Source organism: Pelagibacterium montanilacus (genome assembly GCF_003992665.1).
Classification (GTDB): domain Bacteria; phylum Pseudomonadota; class Alphaproteobacteria; order Rhizobiales; family Devosiaceae; genus Pelagibacterium; species Pelagibacterium montanilacus.
The window spans coordinates 304,247-325,606 of the sequence record NZ_RZMX01000014.1 but is presented as its reverse complement, the minus strand read 5'-3'; the positions used below and the strand labels follow the sequence as shown (position 1 = coordinate 325,606).

The 21,360-nt window shown below is 64.3% G+C and carries 19 protein-coding genes; 9 read left to right on the top strand and 10 right to left on the bottom strand.

Annotated features, from left to right (window positions below; translation table 11 throughout):
* The first annotated feature begins 112 nt into the window (after positions 1–112).
* From lpxD to EO136_RS06455, 5 genes are read left to right on the top strand one after another with little or no spacing between them, the layout of a single operon-like run.
* Positions 113–1,135, top strand: coding sequence for a UDP-3-O-(3-hydroxymyristoyl)glucosamine N-acyltransferase (gene lpxD / locus EO136_RS06475; RefSeq protein ID WP_127143640.1), 1,023 nt, complete (start codon positions 113–115; stop codon positions 1,133–1,135).
* Positions 1,136–1,182: 47 nt separating this feature from the next.
* On the top strand, positions 1,183–1,620 hold the full coding sequence (gene fabZ / locus EO136_RS06470) for a 3-hydroxyacyl-ACP dehydratase FabZ (protein WP_127143692.1): 438 nt from the start codon (positions 1,183–1,185) through the stop codon (positions 1,618–1,620).
* The gene (gene lpxA / locus EO136_RS06465) at positions 1,617–2,426 is read left to right on the top strand and encodes an acyl-ACP--UDP-N-acetylglucosamine O-acyltransferase (RefSeq protein ID WP_127143639.1); all 810 of its coding nucleotides are present in this window, start codon (positions 1,617–1,619) and stop codon (positions 2,424–2,426) included. Before fabZ ends, lpxA begins: the two co-directional genes overlap by 4 nt.
* Complete coding sequence (locus EO136_RS06460) at positions 2,423–3,262, top strand: LpxI family protein (RefSeq protein WP_127143638.1); 840 nt, start codon at positions 2,423–2,425, stop codon at positions 3,260–3,262. The genes lpxA and EO136_RS06460 overlap by 4 nt, the downstream gene beginning before the upstream one ends.
* Positions 3,263–3,267: 5 nt before the next feature.
* Positions 3,268–4,389: a lipid-A-disaccharide synthase gene (locus tag EO136_RS06455; RefSeq protein WP_164730470.1), complete on the top strand. Its 1,122-nt coding sequence runs from the start codon at positions 3,268–3,270 to the stop codon at positions 4,387–4,389.
* 99 nt (positions 4,390–4,488) lie between these two features.
* Here EO136_RS06455 and gltA read toward each other — a convergent pair whose 3' ends face one another.
* Together gltA and gltX are read right to left on the bottom strand one after the other, a co-directional pair.
* Positions 4,489–5,778 (bottom strand): citrate synthase, encoded by a 1,290-nt coding sequence (gene gltA, locus EO136_RS06450; protein WP_127143636.1) that lies wholly within the window; start codon positions 5,776–5,778, stop codon positions 4,489–4,491.
* A 158-nt stretch (positions 5,779–5,936) separates the two neighbouring features.
* Positions 5,937–7,364: a glutamate--tRNA ligase gene (gene gltX, locus EO136_RS06445; RefSeq protein ID WP_127143635.1), complete on the bottom strand. Its 1,428-nt coding sequence runs from the start codon at positions 7,362–7,364 to the stop codon at positions 5,937–5,939.
* 160 nt (positions 7,365–7,524) lie between these two features.
* Here gltX and EO136_RS06440 point away from each other — a divergent pair, with 160 nt between their 5' ends.
* Positions 7,525–9,561, top strand: a complete 2,037-nt coding sequence (locus tag EO136_RS06440; protein WP_164730469.1) for a ComEC/Rec2 family competence protein — start codon at positions 7,525–7,527, stop codon at positions 9,559–9,561.
* A gap of 127 nt (positions 9,562–9,688) precedes the next feature.
* Here EO136_RS06440 and lexA read toward each other — a convergent pair whose 3' ends face one another.
* The 8 genes from lexA to EO136_RS06400 all read right to left on the bottom strand — a co-directional run bounded on the left by lexA (position 9,689) and on the right by EO136_RS06400 (position 18,056).
* Positions 9,689–10,396 carry a transcriptional repressor LexA gene (gene lexA, locus EO136_RS06435; protein WP_127143633.1) on the bottom strand — a complete coding sequence of 236 codons (708 nt, stop codon included), beginning with the start codon at positions 10,394–10,396 and terminating at the stop codon, positions 9,689–9,691.
* Between the two features lie 151 nt (positions 10,397–10,547).
* Complete coding sequence (locus EO136_RS06430; RefSeq protein WP_127143632.1) at positions 10,548–11,750, bottom strand: molybdopterin molybdotransferase MoeA; 1,203 nt, start codon at positions 11,748–11,750, stop codon at positions 10,548–10,550.
* The gene (gene moaC / locus EO136_RS06425) at positions 11,747–12,229 is read right to left on the bottom strand and encodes a cyclic pyranopterin monophosphate synthase MoaC (RefSeq protein WP_127143631.1); all 483 of its coding nucleotides are present in this window, start codon (positions 12,227–12,229) and stop codon (positions 11,747–11,749) included. Before moaC ends, EO136_RS06430 begins: the two co-directional genes overlap by 4 nt.
* 5 nt (positions 12,230–12,234) lie before the next feature.
* A complete protein-coding gene (gene trpC / locus EO136_RS06420) occupies positions 12,235–13,035 on the bottom strand; it encodes an indole-3-glycerol phosphate synthase TrpC (RefSeq protein ID WP_127143630.1) in 801 nt (266 codons plus the stop codon).
* The gene (gene trpD, locus EO136_RS06415) at positions 13,032–14,048 is read right to left on the bottom strand and encodes an anthranilate phosphoribosyltransferase (protein WP_127143629.1); all 1,017 of its coding nucleotides are present in this window, start codon (positions 14,046–14,048) and stop codon (positions 13,032–13,034) included. The genes trpC and trpD overlap by 4 nt, the downstream gene beginning before the upstream one ends.
* 15 nt (positions 14,049–14,063) lie before the next feature.
* Positions 14,064–14,660: an anthranilate synthase component II gene (locus EO136_RS06410; RefSeq protein WP_127143628.1), complete on the bottom strand. Its 597-nt coding sequence runs from the start codon at positions 14,658–14,660 to the stop codon at positions 14,064–14,066.
* A 3-nt stretch (positions 14,661–14,663) separates the two neighbouring features.
* A complete protein-coding gene (gene trpE / locus EO136_RS06405) occupies positions 14,664–16,172 on the bottom strand; it encodes an anthranilate synthase component I (RefSeq protein WP_127143627.1) in 1,509 nt (502 codons plus the stop codon).
* Positions 16,173–16,184: 12 nt separating this feature from the next.
* Positions 16,185–18,056: a SurA N-terminal domain-containing protein gene (locus tag EO136_RS06400; protein WP_127143626.1), complete on the bottom strand. Its 1,872-nt coding sequence runs from the start codon at positions 18,054–18,056 to the stop codon at positions 16,185–16,187.
* A 160-nt stretch (positions 18,057–18,216) separates the two neighbouring features.
* On the opposite strand from EO136_RS06400, the gene tpiA reads away from it, so the two are divergent.
* The 3 genes from tpiA (at position 18,217) to EO136_RS06385 (ending at position 21,359) form a co-directional block, all read left to right on the top strand.
* Complete coding sequence (gene tpiA, locus EO136_RS06395) at positions 18,217–18,972, top strand: triose-phosphate isomerase (RefSeq protein WP_127143625.1); 756 nt, start codon at positions 18,217–18,219, stop codon at positions 18,970–18,972.
* A 95-nt stretch (positions 18,973–19,067) separates the two neighbouring features.
* Positions 19,068–19,616, top strand: a complete 549-nt coding sequence (gene secG, locus EO136_RS06390; protein ID WP_127143624.1) for a preprotein translocase subunit SecG — start codon at positions 19,068–19,070, stop codon at positions 19,614–19,616.
* Between the two features lie 114 nt (positions 19,617–19,730).
* Complete coding sequence (locus EO136_RS06385; protein WP_127143623.1) at positions 19,731–21,359, top strand: CTP synthase; 1,629 nt, start codon at positions 19,731–19,733, stop codon at positions 21,357–21,359.
* The last annotated feature ends 1 nt before the right edge of the window (position 21,360 follow it).

Here is a 21,360-nt window from a genome sequence, read left to right as displayed (position 1 = left end):
TGATGTTTGATTCGGTTCCGCTCCTCCATGACATGACGTATTTTCCAGCCACACAGCCTCTCGGGTATATCCCCTTCCATCGCGATGCGATTGACGTGCAGGGCCGCGCGTGATGGTTGATTCCCGGTTCCATCACTGCACCGGCCCCATATCGCTTGCCGAACTGGCGCGTGCGGCCGGGCATGGAAAAATCGTGCCTTCCGAAGAGGCGGGCCGGATGCCCATTGAAGGCGCCAGCGGCCTTGAGGCGGCAGGCCCGGGCTCGCTGTCGTTCGCGGCGAGCAAGGATTATGCCGACGAGTTGGCCTCAACGGCTGCCGGTGTGGTGATCGTCCCCGAAGCACTGCTGGAAGCGGTTCCCCGCCATACGCGCGCGATCGTGAGCGAGGATGCCTACGGGGTTTTCATCGATTTCCTTGCGGTGCTCTATCCCGATGACACGAGGCGGGTCGTCGCGGGTCTGGTGGACGCGCAGGCGCCACGGCTCGAGGAGGGCGTCGTCCTCAACCCAGGCGTCGTTATCGGCAGCAATGTCGAGATCGGCGCCAATACGGTGATTGGCGCCAATACGGTGATTGGGTCGGGCGTCTGTATCGGACGCAACTGCGTGATCGGGCCGGGAGTGACCATCGAATGCAGCTATCTCGGTGATGGTGTGGTGCTGCAGCCGGGCGTGGTGCTCGGGGCCGAAGGCTTCGGATTTCGGCTCGGGCCCGACCGCCACAAGAAGATTCCGCAACTCGGGCGCGTCATCATCCAGGACGATGTGGAGATCGGCGCAAACACCACGATCGATCGCGGCACCCTCGATGATACTGTGATCGGGCAGGGCACCAAGATCGACAACCTCGTCCAGATTGGCCACAATTGCAGGATCGGCCGCAACTGCGTGATCTCGGGCATGTGCGGTCTCTCCGGCTCGACGACCCTCCAGGACGGCGTAGTGATGGGCGGAGGGGCTGGCACGGCCGGCCATCTGACCATCGGCGCCGGTTCGCTGGTTCTGGCGCGCAGCGGCGTTTCCCACAGCTTTCCGGCCGGCTCCAATATTGCCGGTGCGCCGGCCCAGGATGTAAGGATGTGGAAGCGGGAGATAGCAATGATCCGCCGAATGACAAAAGGGGACAGGAAGTGACGACCGTCGATCACCAACCGGCGCCTGACGCCAAGCAGCTATCCACCATGGAGATCGACCGGGTTCTCGCCGCGCTGCCGCATCGGTATCCGTTTCTGATGATCGACAAGATCATCGAGATCGACGGGGACGATTCGGCCATCGGCATCAAGAATGTGACCTATAACGAGCCCCAGTTTCTCGGCCACTTTCCTGGCGAACCGATTTTCCCGGGCGTGCTCATCATCGAAGGCATGGCCCAGACGGCCGGCGCGATCGTGATCAACCTGGAAAACAAGTCCGGCGAAAAGCATATCGTCTACCTGCTCACCATCGACAATGTGAAGTTCCGCAAGCCCGCCAAGCCTGGGGATCGGCTCGAGTACCACATCAAGAAAATTCACCGCCGCAAGACCGTGGGGCGCTATCAGGCGCGTGCGATCGTTGATGGGGTGGTGGTTGCGGAAGCGGAAATCGGTGCAATGATCGTCAAGGAAGCCTCGTGACCACGACGATTCATCCCACGGCGATCGTTTCGCCCGACGCCAAGCTCGGCGACAACGTCACCATTGGCCCGTATTCCATGGTCGGCGACTCGGTCGAATTGGGGGAAGGGGTCACGCTCATCTCGCATGTATCGATCGATGGCCGCACCCGAATTGGTGCGCGTACCAAGATCTACCCGTTTTCCTCGATCGGGCATCCGCCCCAGGACCTGAAATACGAAGGCGAGCCGAGCACGGTCACGGTCGGGGACGATTGCGTGCTGCGCGAGTACGTGACGATCAATCCGGGCACCGCAGGCGGCGGCATGCAGACCGTGGTCGGAAACCGCTGCCTGTTGATGGTGGGCGTACACATCGCCCATGACTGCCTGGTCGGCAACAATGTGGTGATGGCCAACCAGGCGAGCCTCGCCGGCCATTGCGTGGTGGACGATTACGTCCGCTTCGGCGGCCTCTGTGGCGTCCATCAGTTCGTTCGCATCGGCGCCCACGCCTTTATTGGCGCTATGACCTTCGTTGACAACGACGTGATCCCTTACGGGTCCGTCCTCGGCAACAGGGCCTATCTCGGCGGGCTGAACCTCGTTGGCCTCAAGCGTGCCAGGTTCGACCGTGAGTCGATCCACGCGCTGCGGGCCGCCTATCGCATGATCTTTTCAAATGAAGGCACGCTGCGCGAACGGATCGAGGATGCCGCCGAGATCTTCACCGGCCAGACGCTGGTCGAAGAGGTCATCAACTTCATCCGCAAGCCCTCCGAACGCTCGTTGTGCATGCCCCGCAACGGAGCCGGGGCGGAGCAATGACCGCCCCGGGCCGGCTGGCGCTGGTCGTAGGATCTGGCGCTCTGCCGCCGCTGGCCATCGAGGCCGCATTGGAGGCGGGCTGGGCGGTGAAGGTGCTTTGCCTGCACCCCAGGGACGATCTCGAACGCTACACGCCGTTTCCGATCAGGATTTCGCGGCCCGACCAGGTGCTGCGCGCCATCAAGGGTTTCGGGGCGACCCATGTCTGCGCCGTTGGCGGCATGCACATGTCCGACCACCAGCGCGAGACCCTCTCGGATTTCGCGGCCGACGGCAAGGATTCCGGGAACAAGGGCGACTCCAGGCTTTCCCAGCTGGGGGCCAACCTCCTAAAGATGTTGGGCATTCCCTTTATCGGGGTCCATGAGATCGTGGCCGGACTGCTCGCGCCGCATGGAACGATCGGAGCAGCGAACCCGACAGCCGATCTTGAGCGCACCATGGCGTTCGCATTCGTCACGGCACGCCGGGCCGGCGATCTCGATCTGGGGCAGGCATTGGTGGTTTCCGGGGGCAGAGTGATCGCCACCGAGGACATCGCAGGCACCGATGCGCTGCTCGAGCGCTGCGCGCAGTTCCGGATCCGGGGACTTGTCGCAGACGGCAAGGCATCCCTCGTGCTCGCCAAGACGTCCAAGCCCGGACAGCCCCTGCATGTGGACTTGCCGGCCATCGGTCCCCACACGATTTCCGGAGCGATCGAAGCCGGGATATCGGGAATCGTGATCGAAGCCGGCCGCACGCTGCTGATCGACCGCGATGCGACCATTGCCGCCGCCGATAAGGCGGGAATCGCTTTGGTGGGGCTCGCGGACAGCCCTGCGGCTGGGTCCTGATCCTCGTGACCCGCATTTTCATCCTCGCCGGCGAGGCTTCGGGCGACCGGATCGGCGCGAGTCTTATGGCCGATCTGCAGGCCCATGACGGCGTTTCGATCGTGGGAGTTGGCGGGGAGGCGATGATCGAGCATGGGCTCGATCCGATTTTCCCCATGCACCAGCTTTCGGTCATGGGCTATGCGGACGTGATCGTCCGCCTGCCGCGGCTTCTCTGGCGCGCGCTCGATATCATCCGCACCGTGCGCCGCACGCGACCGGACGTCACGGTGCTGATCGATTCCCAGGTCTTCTCCCAGGTGGTGGCCAAGGGCCTGCGGGCGCTCGGCTATGACAGGCCGATTCTGCTCTATGTCGCGCCATCGGTTTGGGCCTGGAAGCCCGAGCGGGCCAAGGCGATCAACCCGCTTTACGATGAAGTGCTCAGCGTTCTGCCCTTCGAGCCCGCAGCCATGCTCCAGCTCGACGGCCCGCCCACGACTTATGTCGGCCATCCCGCGCTTGCGCGCTTTCCCATGCGGACCGGTACGGCCGAACGCGGGCCCTTGTTGCTCCTGCCCGGCAGCCGCAGCGGCGAGTTGCGACGCCACCTGCCCATGATGCGCACTCTGGCGATCCGGCTGGCGGACCACGCTCAGGTGTCCGAGTTCATCGTGCCCACAACCCGGCAGAACCTGAAGCGGATCGAAGAAGAACTTGCTGGCTGGCCTGTTTCCGTGCGTGCCATTTCCGGGGAACTGGCCCGACGGTCCGCCATGGCTGAGGCGCTCGCGGCGGTCTGCGTGAGTGGGACGGCGACCCTCGAACTGGCGGTCGCCGGCGTTCCACACCTCATCACCTACGTGGCCGAACCCGCCCAGGCGAAGCACTTCGAGACCGCGACCACCCGCTATGTGGGACTGCCCAATATCATAGCCCAGCGGAATCTGGTTCCCGAACACCTGTTTGTGGGCGAGGGCGATGCAGACGTTCTGGGCGATGCACTCACGGCGCTGGTCGAAGACCCCGAAGCGCTGCGGGCTCAGGTGCAGGGGTTTGCCGAAATCCGCGAGCAGATGGAAAAAGGGGCGCCCGAGGCGCCCCTGCATCGTGCCGCCGATCGCGTGTTGGCGCGCGCTGGCGATTAGGGCGATTCCAGAAAAAGTGGAAAGACTTTTTCGGTTCGGAAACGCGACAAATCAAAGACTTAGAGTTCTTGTTCTGATTCAATCAGAACAGGATATGCGCTAGCGCTGGTCGATGCCGACGTAGTCGCGTGCCTGCGCGCCGTTATAGAGCTGACGCGGGCGACCGATCTTCTTTTGCGGATCGCCGATCATTTCCTTCCACTGCGCGATCCAGCCGACCGTGCGCGACAGCGCGAAGATGGCGGTGAACATGGAGGTGGGGAAACCGACCGCGTCCAGAATGATGCCCGAATAGAAATCCACATTCGGGTAGAGCTTGCGCTCCACGAAATATTCGTCGCTCAGCGCGATCTTCTCGAGTTCCTGAGCGACCTGCAGGGTGGGGTTGTTCTCCACGCCAAGCAGATCAAGCACCTCGCGGGCCGATTCCTGCATGACCGCAGCGCGCGGATCGTAGTTCTTGTACACCCGATGGCCGAAGCCCATGAGGCGGAAGGGGTCGTTCTTGTCCTTGGCGCGCGCGATGAACTCGGGGATCCGGTCGACCGAGCCGATCTGGCGCAGCATGTTCAGCGCCGCTTCGTTCGCGCCACCGTGTGCAGGGCCCCAAAGGCACGCCACGCCGGCTGCGATGCAGGCGAAAGGATTTGCGTCGGAGGACCCGGACAGGCGCACCGTGGAGGTCGAGGCGTTCTGCTCGTGATCGGCGTGCAGGGTGAAAATGCGATCCATGGCCTTGGCCACCACGGGATCGACCTTGTAATCCTCTGCCGGCACCGCAAAGCACATGTGCAGGAAGTTGGCCGCGTAATCGAGATCATTGCGCGGATAAACGAAAGGCTGGCCGACCGAGTATTTGTAGGCCATTGCGGCGATGGTCGGGGTCTTGGCGATCATCCTGATCGATGCGATCTCGCGCTGCACCGGATCTGAGATATCGGTGGAGTCGTGGTAGAAGGCAGCCATGGCCCCCATTACGCCGGTCATGATCGCCATGGGGTGCGCGTCGCGCCTGAAGCCCCGGAAGAAATAGTGCATCTGCTCGTGCACCATGGTGTGACGGGTCACGCGCGTGGAAAAGTCGGCAAGCTCGGACGCCGTCGGAAGCTCCCCATAAAGCAGCAGGTAGCAGACTTCGAGATAGGAACTCTGGCCGGCAAGCTGGTCGATCGGGTATCCGCGATAGAGCAACTCGCCCTTGTCGCCGTCGATATAGGTGATGGCGCTATCGCAGGCCGCCGTGGAGGTGAAGCCGGGATCGTAGGTGAACAGGCCCGTCTGTCCGTAAAGGGACCGGATGTCGATCACGTCGGGACCGACAGTGCCCGAAAGCACCGGAAATTCGTAGCTGTCATCACCGATCGTGAGTTTGGCTGTCTTGTCGCTCATGGCTGCCTCCCGGACACCGGGACCGGCATGCTCACCCGCGAAAAGCGGCTGCCCCGGCCCGTATCATTGCCTTCTAGAAATGCTGCCTTTCGGTATCCGATTTAACACCGGCATGCAACAAAGTCATAGAAGTTGACGTATAGGGCAAGACCAAAGAACTATTGCCGGGCGAGGGCCACCTGGTCATCGAGGCGGGCCATAGCTTCTTCGCGCCCGATCAGCACCATGACCTCGAACACCCCCGGCGACACGGTGCGCCCGGTGAGCGCGGCGCGAAGGGGCTGCGCGATCTTGCCCAGTTTCAGATCGTTCTCGGCCGCATAGGACCGCGCCGCGCCGTCCAGCGCCTCAACGCTCCAGTCCTCCATCGCCCCGAAGATCGTGCGCAGGGCGGCAAGATGCTCGCGGGTTTCGGGAGTGAGCAGGGCGGCCGCCTTTTCGTCCATGGCCAGCGGGCGCTGGTCATAGATAAACTGCGCCAGGTCGATGAGCTCGAGCACCGTCTTGGCGCGCGGCTGCAGGTCGGGGAGGGCCGCAAGGACCGTGTCCCTGGAGTTGACCAGCCCCAGATAGTCCGAGTTCCGGCCGACTTCCGACGCGGTATCGACCATGACATCATAGAGGCGGGCAGGCTCTGCGGCGCGGATGTAGTTGCCGTTGAGATTGCCCAGCTTGACGAAATCGAACCGCGAAGCGCCCTTGTTGAGCGCCTCGAGCGAGAACCACTCGACCATCTGTTCAGTGGAAAATATCTCGTCGTCCCCGTGCGCCCAGCCCAGCCGCGCGAGATAATTGCGCAGCGCTTCGGGGAGGTAGCCCATCTGCCTATAGGATTCCACGCCCATCGCGCCGTGGCGCTTTGAGAGCTTTGCGCCGTCCGGGCCATGGATCAGCGGGATGTGGGTCATCTCCGGCACCGTCCAGCCCATGGCCTGGTAGATCACGATCTGCCGGGCGGCGTTGGTGAGATGATCATCGCCACGGATGATGTGGGTCACGCCCATGTCGTGATCATCGACGACGACGGCGTGCATGTATGTGGGCGTGCCATCCGAGCGCAGGATGATGAAATCGTCGAGGTTCTCGGCCTTGAACACCACTTCGCCCTGCACGTGATCGTGCACGACGATATCACCCTCGCGCGGCGCCTTGATGCGCACGACCGGGCTGACGCCTGCGGGGGCGTCCGACGCAGGGCGGTCGCGCCAGCGGCCATCATAGCGGGGCGGTCGCCCCTCGGCGCGCGCTTCCTCGCGCATCCGCGTGAGTTCTTCGGAACTGCAGTAGCAATTGTAGGCCTTGCCCTGGTCCAGAAGCTGGCGGGCCACCTCGGCATGGCGATCGGCGCGCGAGAACTGGGAGATCGGCTCGCCGTCCCAGTCGAGCCCGAGCCAGCTCAGACCGTCAAGAATGGCGGCCACTGCGGGCTGGGTGGAGCGTTCGCGGTCGGTATCCTCGATGCGCAGCAGCATCTTGCCGCCGGTCTTGCGCGCATACGCCCAGTTAAACAGAGCGGTCCTGGCGCCTCCGATGTGGAGGAAGCCTGTCGGAGAGGGCGCAAAACGGGTGACTACGGGCTGGGACATCGGCTGAAACCTTGGGAATTCGTGCGCGCCGTGTGTATCATAGCAATCCTCAAGCGCAAGGGTGGCCGTGGATGTGACCGAGGGGGCGGCGAGCGGGAGCGACTGGCGGCGCCGGTCTGCGCCCCTAAGGGGCACGATCAGGACCGCGATAGGCGGCGGATTGGCGGCTTTGCACCGGGAGACGGTGCATGCGGTCGAGCAGCGCCGCCTGATCGCGCTCACCCCGTTTGCCGCGATCGCGGGCGCCATCGCCTACCGGATCGCACCGGCAGAGCCCGATGCGGTTCTATATGTCGCAGGGTTCGTTGCCCTCGGGCTCGCGTTTCTGACAACGCTGTCGAGGCCCTTCGTCCACAGGATCATCGTTTTGGCGCTGGCGGGCTGGATCGGCTTTGCCATCCTGCCGCTGCACGGCACGCTGGGCGGAACCCGAATGCTGGAGTCGTCGCGATACGGCACCTTCGATGCCCGTATCGACCAGGTCATTTTCGATGACGGCGCCAGCCAGCGCTGGATCGTATCGGAGATCGTGGCCCACGAGGATTGGTCCGACCCGGCCATCCGGCGCGCGCGGCTGGCGGTGAGCGGCAGCTTCGATGTGGCGCCGGGCGACAGGTTCACCGGCCGCATGCGGTTCTATCCGATACCCGGACCGGTCGTGCCCGGCGGGTTCGATTCCCAGTTCGCCGGATACTTCGACGGCATCGGCGCCTATGGCACCCTGTTTGCCACCCCCGAGATACAATTCCTTTCCAGGGCGCCCGGCGGCTGGGAGACGATGGTCGCCCGCCTGCGCACGACGATCACCGAACGCATCGTCGAAGTGCTGGGCAACCGGATCGGGGGTATCGCTGCGGCCCTGATCACCGGGGACCAGTCGCGACTCGATGAACAAGACCGGGCCGTCATGGCCAGTGCCGGCCTCGCACACGTGCTGGCGATTTCGGGGCTGCACCTGAGCCTTGTCGCCGGCACGGCCTTTGCCGCGCTGCGATACGGGCTGGTTGTGTCCCACAGGCTGGCACAGCGCATTCCCGCCAAGCGCATCGCCGCTGCAGGTGCGATCGGTGTGGCGCTGGGGTATCTGGTGATTTCCGGCATGGGCGTCTCGGCGATCCGGGCCACAATCATGCTGTGTCTGGTCTTTGCCGCCGTCGTGCTCGGACGGCAGGCCCTGACCATGCGCAACGTTGCCATAGCGGCGCTGATTCTGATCGCCGTGGATCCGGCCAGCATTTTCCGCGCCAGCTTCCAGCTCTCCTTTGCTGCGGTCATCGCGCTGATCGCGGCGTTTGAGCTGGCGCGCCGGACGCGCGAGAAACGCCTTTCGCCACGGAATGGCGTCATCCGTCTGTTCTTCGATATAGCTATGACCAGCCTGATTTCGGGTGCAGCGACCATGCTGTTCACCGCCTATCACTTCCAGCAGACCGCGCCCTTCGGGCTGCTGGGCAACCTGATGGCGATGCCGCTCGTGACCTTCGTGATGATGCCCATGGCGCTGATCGCCATGCTGCTCATGCCGCTCGGACTGGAGGCGGTGCCGCTCGCGATCATGGGCAAGGCCATCGAGGCCGTGCTCTGGTGCGCGCACGCCGTGCGATCCATGAGCGGCGGGTTCGATCCGGCCCCGATCCTGACGCCGGTCGCACTGGTTGCCGGGCTTTTCGCGCTCGGATGGCTCGCGTTCTTCCGAAGCCGGATACGCCTTTGGGGGACCATCGTGGCGCTGCCGGTGATCGTGCTATTCGGCACGGCGTCGCGGCCCGACATCATCATCGCGGACGGGACACAGGCTCTCGCGGCACGCCATGCCCCGGGGCTGGCTCTCATCGCGGGCAGGGCGAACACATTCGCCCCCACCATATGGTCGGAGCGCTATATGGAGCCGATCGGGGCGAGACCAGAAGAGATGCGGTGCGACGCGATCGGCTGCATCTTCGTCTCGGGACAGGGCTTCACGCTGGCACTCGTTGAAAACGTCATGGCCTTCCACGAGGACTGCGCGGTCGCCGATATCGTCGTCACGCGCATACCAGCGCCAAGCCAGTGCCGCGAAACCACCCAGGTGGTTGACCAGACCGATCTGTCGGTCGGCGGCGTGCATGTCCTCAGATGGGAGCCCGAGCGCGGCACCTTCACCATCGCGAGGGCTATAGAGGACGAGAGCCGACCGTGGCGGATAGCGCCGCGCTAGAGCGTTGCCACAAAAAGTGGAAACACTTTTCCGGTTCGGAAACGCGACAAATCAAAGACTTAGAGTTCCTGATCTGATTCAATCAGAACAGGATATTCTCTAGCGCGCCTGCCAGTACCGGCCGCGATCAGTAGCGGCGCATCAGGCCGACCAGACGCCCCTGAACCTTGACGCGGTCAGGCCCGAAGATCCGGGTCTCATAGGCCGGGTTGGCGGCCTCGAGCGCCACGGCGTTGCCGCGCTTGCGCAGGCGCTTGAGCGTTGCTTCCTCGTCATCGACGAGCGCGACCACGATCTCGCCATTGCCCGCTGCATCCTGCTTGCGGATCAGCACGGTGTCTCCGTCGAAAATGCCCGCGTCGATCATCGAATCCCCGCGCACCTCGAGCGCGTAGTGCTCGCCGCTGCCAAGCATTTCGGGCGGCACCGATATCGAATGAGAATGGGTCTGGATTGCCTCGATGGGCGTGCCCGCAGCGATACGGCCCATGACGGGCACGGCAACCGACTGGTTTGCATCGTTGGCAGCATGGATGGGCTTGGGCGGAACCTTGCCGAGATTGCCCTCGATGACGCTGGGCTCGAACCTGGCCTTGCGCCCCCCGAGCGAGGGGTTCATGGAATCGGGCAGTTTGAGCACTTCGAGCGCCCGCGCCCGGTTGGGCAACCGGCGAATGAAACCGCGCTCCTCGAGCGCCGTGATCAGCCGGTGGATCCCTGACTTGGACTTCAGGTCCAGTGCTTCCTTCATCTCGTCAAAGGAAGGCGGAATACCCGCCTCCTTCATCCGCTCGTGAATAAACATCAAGAGTTCGTGCTGCTTGCGCGTCAGCATTGCGGGATACCTCTCCCAGCCAGTCGAATCGGAACAAATATTGAACCTTTGTACATGTTCCGCAAATGTTCCGCAAGTGAATCGCACACCCTGCGGGAAGGTTTGCGGTCTGTTCCACCTGGCTTGCTCGGACTGTTCAGGATCGGTCTGTCTATCGGGCCGGATAAAGCAACATGACATCGACGACATCGTCTTGCTGACGGCCCGGGCAATTCTCGGGCTGGACGATCAACGCGTCCGAGAGCGCGAGCGATGAGAGATGCCCGCTGTCGGTCTCCCCGGTCGGGGCCACGCGGGAGCACCCCGGGCCGTCATGCACGATCCGGGCCCGGATGAAATGCCGGCGCGGCCCATTGGGGGCCAGAGCCTGCGCCAGCGGCAGGCGCATGGGAACGGACGGTCGACCGCCGGCCATGGCAACCAGCGCCGGGATGACGAGCACCTGCGCAGTCACCAGCGCGGAAACCGGATTGCCCGGAAGCCCGAAGACGAGCGTTGTTCCCTTGCGCCCCACCATCACGGGCTTTCCCGGACGCATGGCGATGCGCCAGAAATCGAGTTCGACGCCGTTCTCGGCGAGAACGTCCTGCACGAAATCGTGCTCGCCCACGCTGGCCCCGCCGGTGGTGACCACGACATCGGGTGCTGTCTCGAGGATCGCCCCGATCCGGGCCGAGAGCACGGCCCGGTCGTCGGGAGCCACGCCGTGATCGGTCACGTCCCGGCAGTGCGCCGCCAGAAGCGCGGCAAGCCCAATGGAATTGGACCCCACGATCTGATCGGGCCCGAGAGCACTGCCCGGCGCGGCGAGCTCATCGCCGGTGGCCATGAGACACAGCGACGGCAAACGGCCCACCGAGACCTCGGCCCGGTTGCCGGCGGCGACGAGCGCCAGGCGGGCAGGGGTGAGGATATCGCCCGCCGAGGCCAGACCGTCGCCGGACGCGAAATCATTGGCGCGGGGCCTTATGTTGTTGCCCGGCGCCACAGGCTGGGAGAAAATCACCGCGCCGCCGTCCTGGGTGGTCTTTTCCTGCATCACCACGGCATCGGCGTCGTCCGGAACAGGCGCCCCGGTGAAGATGCGGACGCACTGGCCCGCAGCGATCGCGCCTCGATAGCGTGCGCCAGCCTGGGATTGGCCGACCCGGACGAGGCGCGCGCCATCGGCAACGTCCTCAGACCGAACGGCGTAGCCGTCCATGGCGCTGGAGCGAAAAGGGGGATTGTCGGTGACAGCGGTGATGGTTTCGGCGAGCGTGCGGCCTGCGGCTTGCCCAACGGGCAGCGTCTCCGTGCCGAGCGGCGAGACGAGGGCGGCGATACGCGCCAGGGCCTCTTCCAGCGAGATCATGGATCGGCGCGGCGGAAGTCGCCGGACTTGCCGCCGGTTTTCTCGATCAGCCGGACATCGGTGATGGTCATCGCCTTGTCGAGCCCCTTGGCCATGTCGTAGAGCGTGAGACAGGCAACGCAAGCCGCTGTCATCGCTTCCATTTCCACCCCTGTGCGTCCGGTGGTCTGGGCAATGGCCTCGACGCTTACCATCCCGTCAGCATCGCCCGGACCGATATCGAGCGTCACCTTGGTGAGCGCGATCGGATGGCAAAGCGGGATCAATTCGGAGGTCTTCTTGGCGGCCATGATGCCCGCGACCCTGGCAACGGCCACCGCGTCACCCTTCTGGAGTCCGCCCGCGAGAATGGCGCTGGCCACCTCGGCAGAGCAGATCAGATCGGCCCGCGCGACGGCGCGCCGGATTGTCTCGTCCTTGCCGCCGATATCGACGATGTTTGCGCGGCCCTTTTCATCGATATGGGGAAGCCGGGACATGGCGCTCATCCCCTGCCGAACAGCAGATCGCGCGTGGCGGCAGCCACATCGTCCTGGCGCATCAGGCTTTCGCCGACGAGGAACGCCCCCACGCCGGCCTCGCGCTCGAGAAACAGCACGTCATCGCGGGTGAACAAGCCGCTCTCGCTCACAAGGAACCGGTCTTTCGGCACCATGCGTGCCAGCTCCACGGTGGTCTCCAGACTGACCTCGAAAGTGCGCAGATTGCGATTGTTGATGCCGATAAAGCCGGCGCCGAGCGCCAATGCGCGCTCCATTTCGGCTGCGTCATGGACTTCGACCAGCGCATCCATGCCCCATTCGGCTGCCGAATCGAGCAGATAGCGGGCCGCGTCGTCGGTCACCGACGCCATGATGATCAGGATGCAGTCCGCGCCCCAGGCCCGCGATTCGGCGACCTGATAGGTCTCGAACATAAAATCCTTGCGCAGGGCCGGCAGATCGCAGGCATCGCGCGCCGCGCCGAGATAGTCGGGCTGGCCCTGAAAGGACGGGGTGTCGGTCAGAACCGAGAGGCAGGCGGCGCCGCCCTCGGCATAGGCCCTCGCGAGCGCCGGAGGATCGAAATCGGGCCGGATCAGGCCCTTGGAAGGGCTGGCCTTCTTGATCTCGGCAATCAGGGCGAAGGCGCCGGCCGTGCGACGAGCCTTGAGCGCCTTGAGGAATCCGCGCGGCGGCGGCTGGTCGTGCGCGGCCGCGACCACATCGGCCCAGGGCCGGCGGGTTTTGGCGGCCGCGATCTCCTCGCGCTTATAGGCTTCGATGCGGCGCAGGATGTCGGTCATTGCGCGGCACCGGAGACGGCCACCAGCCTGGCGAGCGTTTCGCGGGCCTTGCCGCTGTCGATCACCTCGGCGGCGAAACGTACGCCCTCCGCGATCTCGCGCGCCTTTCCCGAGACCATGAGCGCCGCAGCGGCATTGAGCAGTACGATGTCCCTGTAGGGGCCCTTCTCGCCATCGAGAAGCCGGGTGAGAGCGGCGGCATTGTGCGCGGGGTCACCGCCCACGAGGTCCGAAAGCTGGGCCCGCGGCAGTCCGGCTTCCTCGGGGGTGATCTCGAAGCTGGTGAGGTTGCCGCCCCAGATCTGACAGACGAAGGAGGGGCCGGTGGTCGAAAGCTCGTCCAGACCGTCATGGCCATGAACGACCCAGGCCGATTGCGCGCGGTTGGCCAGCAGCGCGGCGGCGACCGGCTCGACCCAGTCCCGATCATAGACGCCCAGCACATAGCGCCGAACCCCTGCGGGATTGGACTGGGGACCGAGCAGGTTGAACATGGTGCGCACGCCCATTTCCGCGCGCGCCGGGCCCACATGCTTCATGGCCGGGTGGTGGTTGGGCGCGAACATGAAGCCGATGCCGGCGTCCGCTATGCAGCGCGCGATGCCGTCCGGCTTCAGCTCGAGGCTGATCCCCAGCGCCTGAAGCGCCTCGGCGGACCCGGATTTGGACGAGAGCGCCCGGTTGCCGTGCTTGGCCACAGGAATGCCGGCGCCCGCGACAACCAGCGCAGCGCCGGTCGAAATGTTGAGGGTACCCGCACCGTCCCCGCCCGTGCCAACGATGTCGATGGCGTCCGCAGGGGCCCGCACCGGCACCATCTTCTCGCGCATGATCGAAACCGCGGCCGCGATCTCTCCCACCGTCTCGCCCTTGACCCGCAGGCCCATCAGGAACGCGCCGATTTGGGCCTGTGTCGCCTCACCGGACATGATGACGTTCATCACATCGCGCATTTCGGTGCCGGTGAGATCGCGCCCCTGGGCGATCCGGTCGAGTGCGGCTTTGATGTCCACGGCGTTCCTCCCGCGCTAGTCGGCGCGTCCCCTGTTGAAGTCCTTGGCGATGGTGAGGAAATTCCTGATAATGGCGTGCCCGTTCTCCGAGGAGATGCTCTCGGGGTGGAACTGGACGCCATGCACTGGCAGGTCGCGATGCTGCAGGCCCATGATCTGCCCGTCCTCGGACCGGGCGGTGACGGTCAGATCCTGGGGAAGCCCCTCGCTCTCGACCACCAGCGAATGATAGCGCGTCGCCTCGAAATGGCTGTTGAGCCCCCGGAATACACCTTGTCCATCATGGGTGATGGTGCTGACCTTGCCGTGCATGGGCTTGGGCGCACGCACCACGTTGCCACCATAGACCTGCCCGATCGACTGGGCGCCGAGGCAGACGCCGAATATCGGCCGGTCCGCGCCGAACCGTTCGATCAGCGAAAGGCATATTCCCGCGTCGTTGGGCGTGCAGGGGCCCGGGGAGATCACGATGGCATCGGGGTCCATCGCCTCGATCTCGTCGAGCGAGATGGCGTCGTTGCGCCGCACCACCGGCTCGGCTCCGAGTTCGCCGATATAGTGGACGAGGTTGTAGGTGAAGCTGTCGTAATTATCGATCACGAGGACGCGCATCGGCTACTGCCCCACCCTGGCCTGCCCGGCATAGCGTAGCGCTTCTTCCGCAGCGCTGAACAGGGCCCGGGCCTTGTTCTCGCATTCGAGCTGCTCGAGTTCGGGCTTGCTGTCCGCGACGATTCCGGCACCCGCCTGGACGTGCAGCTTGCCGTCCTTGAGGATCGCCGTGCGCAGCACGATACAGGTGTCCATCCGTCCGTCGGCGCCGAAATAGCCCACGCAGCCGGCATAGACGCCGCGGCGCGCGACTTCCAGTTCGTCGATGATCTCCATGGCGCGGACCTTGGGCGCACCCGAGACCGTGCCGGCCGGAAAGCCCGCGCTGAGCGCATCGATATGGTCATAGGCCGGATCGAGCTGGCCCACGACGTTGGAGACGATGTGCATGACGTGGGAATAGTATTCGAGGAAAAACTTGTCGGTGACCTTTACGGAGCCGATCTTGGAGACGCGGCCGACATCGTTCCGGCCCAGATCGAGCAGCATCAGGTGCTCGGAGAGCTCCTTGGGGTCCGAAAGCAGCTCTTCGGCCAGCTCGCGATCGCGCTCCGGCGTGGAGCCGCGCTTGCGGGTCCCGGCGATCGGGCGGATCGTGATTTCCCCTTCGTCGACCCGCACGAGGATTTCCGGGCTGGAGCCCGCGACCGCGAAATCGCCGAGATCGAGGAAATACATATAGGGCGAGGGATTGGTGCGCCGCAGCGCGCGATAGAGCGCCGTGGGCGGCAGCGTGAAATCGGCAGTGAACCGCTGGCTGAGGACGACCTGGAAGATGTCTCCTGCCGCGATATAATCCTGTGCGGCGGCGACCATCTCGAAATAGGCTTCACGGCTGGTGTTGCTCGTCACCGCGATGCTGTCCATGGCTTGCACGGGCTCGGTGCGGGGCAGGGGCCTCTCCAGCCGGGCGATGGCCGCTTCGATCCGCTCATGGGCCCCGTCCCAGGCGTGTCGGGCCGAAACACCGGCGCGCGGATAGACAGGGGCGGAGAGGATCAATTCGTCCTTGAGAGTATCGAACACCGCCAGCATGGAGGGCCGCATCATCAAGGCGTCAGGCACCCCGAGCGTATCGGGGTTATCGTCGGGCAGCCGTTCCATGAACCGGACCATATCATAGCCCAGATACCCGAAGACGCCCGCAGAATTGGCAGGAAGCTCGGCAGGCATGTCGATCCGGGATTCGGCGATCAGGGCACGCAGGCAATCGAGTGGCTGGCCGTCCTGGGCCTCGAAGGCATCGGGATGGGTCGATGCCCTGCGGTTGATCTCGGCCCGCCCCTCGACCACGCGCCAGAGCAGATCGGGCTCGAGACCGATCATCGAATAGCGGCCGCGCGTCGCGCCGCCCTCGACCGATTCGAGCAGGAAAGTGTGGGTGCGGCCCTCGGCGAGCTTGAGATAGGTGCCGACCGGTGTCTCCAGATCGGCAACGACCCGGCGATAGACGATTTGACCCTCACCTGCGTCATAGGCAGAAGCGAAGGTCTCGAAACTGACAGCACTCATGAGGTCACCGGCTTATTCGAGACCGATCAGACGATTGAGCGTCTGCTCGTTTATGCGCATCCCGATATCCTGGCGCAGCCCTTCCACGAGCCCGGTATAGACCGCCTCGCTGAAGTTCTGGGAGATGGCCGTCTCGATCTCGGTGTTGCCGGCCGCTTCTGCCGGCACGACGTCGGTGACTTCGAAGATCACGAAATCTCCCGCCTCTGTGCGCGTGTAACTGGCATAGCCTTCCGGCCCCATGAACGCAGAGCTTGCGACACCCGCCGGCACGTTGGCAGCGCCATTGCCGCTCCGGTCGAACGGCGCCGAGGCTTGAGGCACCAGCCCCTGCTGGCTCGCCACAGTCAGCAGGCTCTCACCGGAATCTACGGCTGCAACCATGTCTTCGGCCGTGCGCGTCATGGCCATGTCTGTTTCCAGTTCCTGCCATGCGGCGACCACCTGGTCGCGCACTTCCTCGAGCGCCTGCTCGCGAACGGGCACGACCTCATCGAGGGTGAAGAATGCGGTCCGGTTCGACCCCAGATTGATCGCAGGGGTTACATTAGCCGTCTCGGATGCGCCAAAGACCTGCTCGACGACGGTCCCCGCGGTGCCTTCGGGCAATCCGGCGACATCGGCAAGGGCGTCGCCATTGCGCGTCAGGTCAAGTTCGTAGACCTCGAGCCCATACTGGCTTGCCACCTCGTCGAACGGCTGGAAGGCCGCGCGGGCTTCCTCAATGTCGTCGTAGGCGTCGAGATAGAGGTCGCCCGCCTGAGCGATCTGCAGGCTCTGCTCGATCTGGTCCCGCACTTCCTCAAGCGGCTGCAACCCGCCAGGCTCGATCTGGGACACCCAGACCGCGCGCTGACCGACAGCGCTGTCGATCACCGTGAACTCACCTTCTCCGAGCCCGAACGCCGCATCGGCCAACCCGGCATCGCTCAACTCGGCCTGAGCCACGGTGCCGAGGGTATCGACGTCGCCATCAAGACCGAGTTCGGCAACTACATCCTCGAAATTCTCGCCCTGGCCCGCGGCTTGGGCCATTTGTTCGGCGGCGGCCTCATCGGGCAGGGCGACCTGATGGACGGTGCGCCGCTCGACCTGGGTGAACTGCGCGGAGAGGCGCTCGTATTCGGCCTCGATCTGCGCGTCGCTGATCTCGATATTGCCCGCCAGGGTCTCGGCGGTCAGAACGATCAGGCTCACGCCCCGGGTTTCCTCAGTCACGAACCGGTTGCTGTTTTCTTCGTAGAACTGCTGGAGTTGTTCCTCGGTCGGCTCATCGGATACGGCGAAAAGCACGGGGTTGAGCTCCACGAACTCGATGGTCCGGCGGTCGTTCTCATAAGAAAGCGCGATTTCCCGCGCGGCCTGGGGAAGCGAAAGCCAGGAGAATGCAGCCCCGATCTGCTCACGGCGGGCGGCTTCGCGCTGAAGCGCGATAAATTCACTCTCGGTATAACCGGCCTGCTGGAGAACGAGCTCGAACTGCTGGCGATCAAAGCCGCCGAGCCCGCCGGCAAAGGACGGATCGCTCCGCACGAGCTGTGCCACACGCGCATCCGCGGCGCCGACATTGAGCCGCTCGGCGAGGGAATCGATGGCTGCGTCGTTTGCCAGTCGCCCGAGCACGGCTCCCGGCAGCCCGAACGACATGGCCTGCTGGGCGGTCGGCGACTGCCCGGTCTGCGCCGAGAACTGATTGAGCTGGCTGCGATAGAGGCGATCGAACTCGCGGGCGGAGATCGTCTGCTCTCCGACACGGGCCACCGTATTGGTGCCCAGGTCGAGAAAGATGCTGGGCAAACCGAATCCGGCCACCGAAAGAATGAGGACGCCGAGCAGGATCTTGGCGGTCCATGTACGACCGAAATTGCGCAGATTATCGAGCATGGTGATCCATTCGTGCCAGCCGTTCAGTCACTTAAATGTCTGCAAACCGTGTGGCGTTTACGCGATCCCCGCTATAGACACATTCGGTGAGCAATGTGATGAAAGAACGGTCCTAGGCCATTCGTATTGCAGAGGCAAGCTGTAGTTCCGGGGAGACAAAATGGATAATGGTGTGCGCCCGCTGATTGCCGGCAACTGGAAGATGAATGGCACCTCCGTGTCGCTTCAACAGATCGGGCGGCTGCAGATGCTGCTCGGTGAAGCGGGCGAAGTGCGCGCCGATATCCTCGTCTGCCCGCCGGCCACGCTGATCGAGCGCGCTGTCCGCATGGCCGAGGCGACGCCGGTGCGATTCGGCGGTCAGGACTGCCATGCGGAAGCGTCTGGGGCCTATACCGGCGACACGAGCGCCACCATGCTCGCCGATGCCGGTGCCAGCTTTGTGATCCTGGGTCATTCGGAACGCCGCGCCGGTCACGGCGAGGAGAGCGCGCTGGTCAAGGCAAAGGCCGAGGCAGCCATGGCCGCGGGCCTGGTGCCTATCGTGTGTGTCGGGGAAACCGAAGCCCAGCGCGATCAGGGCATCGCGCCCGATGTAGTCGAGCGGCAGGTCCGCGAGAGCATTCCCGGTGAGGCAGGGGGCCAGTCGCTGGTCATCGCCTACGAGCCGGTCTGGGCAATCGGGACCGGCAAATCGGCCAGGACCGAAGATATTGCAGAAATGCATGCCCATATCCGCAGAGTGCTCGAGGATATGCTGGGCGAGTCGGGGGCAGGGGTCCGCATTCTCTATGGCGGATCGGTGAAGCCCGACAATGCTGGCGAGGTGCTGCGCACGCCCAACGTCAATGGCGCGCTGGTGGGCGGCGCAAGCCTTCACGCCGACGACTTTTTTTCGATAATTCTGGCCTGCTGACGGGGCAGGGAAAAAACGCCGGGGCCAGACTGGCAATTGCGTGTCAATGCGTGTAGAACGCGCCCAATTCCAGACCCCAAGGATATTCTGTTTCCATGGCTACAGTCCTTATTGTCGCCTATCTGCTGATCGTGGTCGCCATGATCGTGGTTATTCTGCTGCAACGCTCCGAAGGTGGTGGCCTGGGCATGGGCGGCGGAGGCGGCGGCAATTTCATGTCGGCGCGCGGTTCGGCCAATCTGCTCACGCGCACGACCGCAATTCTGGGCACTCTGTTCATGCTCACGGCCATCGCGCTCACTGTCGTGAGCCAGCTCGAGCGGACCAGCACCTCGATTCTCGACTCCGCCGTCGAGGGTGACGGTACGCCGGGCTCGGTGCTCGACGCGCTGGATTCGATGGGCACGTCCAATGACGACCTCGTCGTGCCCCCCGCCGAGGGCATCGAAGCGCCGGCCGATGACGTCCAGGCTCCTGCCACCGAAGTCGAAGCCCCTGCAGAGGCGGCGCCGGCTCAGGACGTCGACGCTCCGGCGGCTGACGCCCAGGACATCGAGGCCCCCGCTGCCGATGTGGAGGCTCCCGCCTCCGGCGCCCCGGCAGACCTCGCGGTACCCGAACCGCAGTCCACACCGGGCTCCTGATCGAAGGGCCCTTAGAGACCTGAAAGTTGGGGATGGAAACATCCCCTTCTTTTTTTGTTTGCGATTGAAGAATCACGCTTCGAATCATCGAGCGGAACTGTAAGGTGAAAGCCCATGACACGGTACGTCTTCATCACCGGTGGCGTGGTATCCTCTCTCGGGAAGGGACTGGCGGCTGCCGCCTTGGGCGCGGTGCTTCAGGCACGCGGCTACAGGGTGCGTCTGCGCAAGCTCGACCCCTATCTCAACGTCGACCCCGGCACGATGTCGCCCTATCAGCACGGCGAAGTGTTCGTCACCGACGACGGGGCGGAGACCGATCTCGACCTCGGCCACTATGAGCGCTTCACCGGCCGTTCGGCCGACCAGCGCGACAACGTGACGACCGGCCGCATCTATTCGGACATTCTGACCAAGGAGCGTCGCGGCGACTATCTGGGCGCCACCGTTCAGGTCATTCCCCACGTCACCGACGAGATCAAGAATTTCGTCCTCTCGGGCAACGAGGACTATGATTTCGTGCTCTGCGAAATCGGCGGCACGGTGGGCGACATCGAGGCGATGCCCTTCCTCGAGGCGATCCGGCAATTGTCCAACGAACTTCCGCGCGGTCAGGCGGTCTTTGTTCACCTGACGCTGATGCCGTTCATTCCGAGCGCCGGCGAACTCAAGACCAAGCCAACCCAGCATTCGGTCAAGGAGCTGCGCTCGATCGGCATCCAGCCCGACGTTCTGCTGATCCGCTGCGACCGCCCGATTCCCGAAGGGGAAAAGCGCAAGCTCTCGCTGTTCTGCAATGTACGCCAGTCGGCTGTCATCCAGGCGCTGGACGTGGCTTCGATCTACGACGTGCCCATCGCCTATCACGAAGAGGGGCTGGACGCCGAAGTGCTCGCCGCCTTCGGGATCACCGGTGCGCCGACGCCCCAGCTCGATGGCTGGCGCGAGATTTCCGAACGCATCCATCAGCCCGAGGGCGAGGTCAACATCGCCATCGTGGGCAAGTACACGGGCCTCAAGGATGCGTACAAATCGCTGACCGAGGCGCTGACCCATGGCGGGATCGCCAACCGCGTGCGGGTGAAGCTCCACTGGATCGATTCCGAGGTGTTCGAGCGCGACGATCCGGCGCCCTATCTCGAGGGTATCCACGGCATTCTCGTGCCCGGCGGGTTCGGCGAGCGCGGGGCCGAGGGCAAGATCAACGCGGCGCGCTTCGCCCGCATGCGCGACGTGCCCTATTTCGGCATCTGCTTTGGCATGCAGATGGCCTGCATCGAGGCGGCGCGGAACACCGCGGGTCTGCCCAAGGCCAGCTCCACCGAGTTCGGCCCGACCCGTGAAGCTGTGGTGGGCCTGATGACCGAATGGGTCAAGGACAACAACAAGGAACAGCGCGGCGAGGACACCGATCTGGGCGGCACCATGCGTCTGGGAGCTTATCCGGCGCAGCTCGTGCGCGGCAGCCGGGTGGCCGACATCTACGGCACCAACCGGATCGCTGAGCGCCACCGGCATCGCTACGAAGTGAACATGAAGTACCGCAAGGTGCTCGAGGCCAACGGGCTGCTGTTCTCGGGCCTGTCGCCCGACGGCCTCTTGCCGGAGATCGTCGAGCGCACCGACCATCCCTGGTTCATCGGCGTACAGTATCACCCCGAACTGAAATCGCGTCCGTTCGAGCCCCATCCGCTGTTCAAGTCATTCGTGGCCGCAGCGGTCGAGCAGAGCCGGCTGGTTTAAC

Bases quoted from the DNA above. Each gene is read 5' to 3' on its own strand.
- lpxD (WP_127143640.1), top strand. From the start codon at position 113: ATGGTTGATTCCCGGTTCCATCACTGCACCGGCCCCATATCGCTTGCC.
- fabZ (WP_127143692.1), top strand. From the start codon at position 1,183: ATGGAGATCGACCGGGTTCTCGCCGCGCTGCCGCATCGGTATCCGTTT.
- EO136_RS06460 (WP_127143638.1), top strand. From the start codon at position 2,423: ATGACCGCCCCGGGCCGGCTGGCGCTGGTCGTAGGATCTGGCGCTCTG.
- gltA (WP_127143636.1), bottom strand. From the start codon at position 5,778: ATGAGCGACAAGACAGCCAAACTCACGATCGGTGATGACAGCTACGAA.
- gltX (WP_127143635.1), bottom strand. From the start codon at position 7,364: ATGTCCCAGCCCGTAGTCACCCGTTTTGCGCCCTCTCCGACAGGCTTC.
- lexA (WP_127143633.1), bottom strand. From the start codon at position 10,396: ATGCTGACGCGCAAGCAGCACGAACTCTTGATGTTTATTCACGAGCGG.
- EO136_RS06430 (WP_127143632.1), bottom strand. From the start codon at position 11,750: ATGATCTCGCTGGAAGAGGCCCTGGCGCGTATCGCCGCCCTCGTCTCG.
- moaC (WP_127143631.1), bottom strand. From the start codon at position 12,229: ATGTCCCGGCTTCCCCATATCGATGAAAAGGGCCGCGCAAACATCGTC.
- trpC (WP_127143630.1), bottom strand. From the start codon at position 13,035: ATGACCGACATCCTGCGCCGCATCGAAGCCTATAAGCGCGAGGAGATC.
- EO136_RS06410 (WP_127143628.1), bottom strand. From the start codon at position 14,660: ATGCGCGTCCTCGTGATCGATAATTACGACAGCTTCACCTACAACCTC.
- trpE (WP_127143627.1), bottom strand. From the start codon at position 16,172: ATGAGTGCTGTCAGTTTCGAGACCTTCGCTTCTGCCTATGACGCAGGT.
- EO136_RS06400 (WP_127143626.1), bottom strand. From the start codon at position 18,056: ATGCTCGATAATCTGCGCAATTTCGGTCGTACATGGACCGCCAAGATC.
- tpiA (WP_127143625.1), top strand. From the start codon at position 18,217: ATGGATAATGGTGTGCGCCCGCTGATTGCCGGCAACTGGAAGATGAAT.
- secG (WP_127143624.1), top strand. From the start codon at position 19,068: ATGGCTACAGTCCTTATTGTCGCCTATCTGCTGATCGTGGTCGCCATG.
- EO136_RS06385 (WP_127143623.1), top strand. From the start codon at position 19,731: ATGACACGGTACGTCTTCATCACCGGTGGCGTGGTATCCTCTCTCGGG.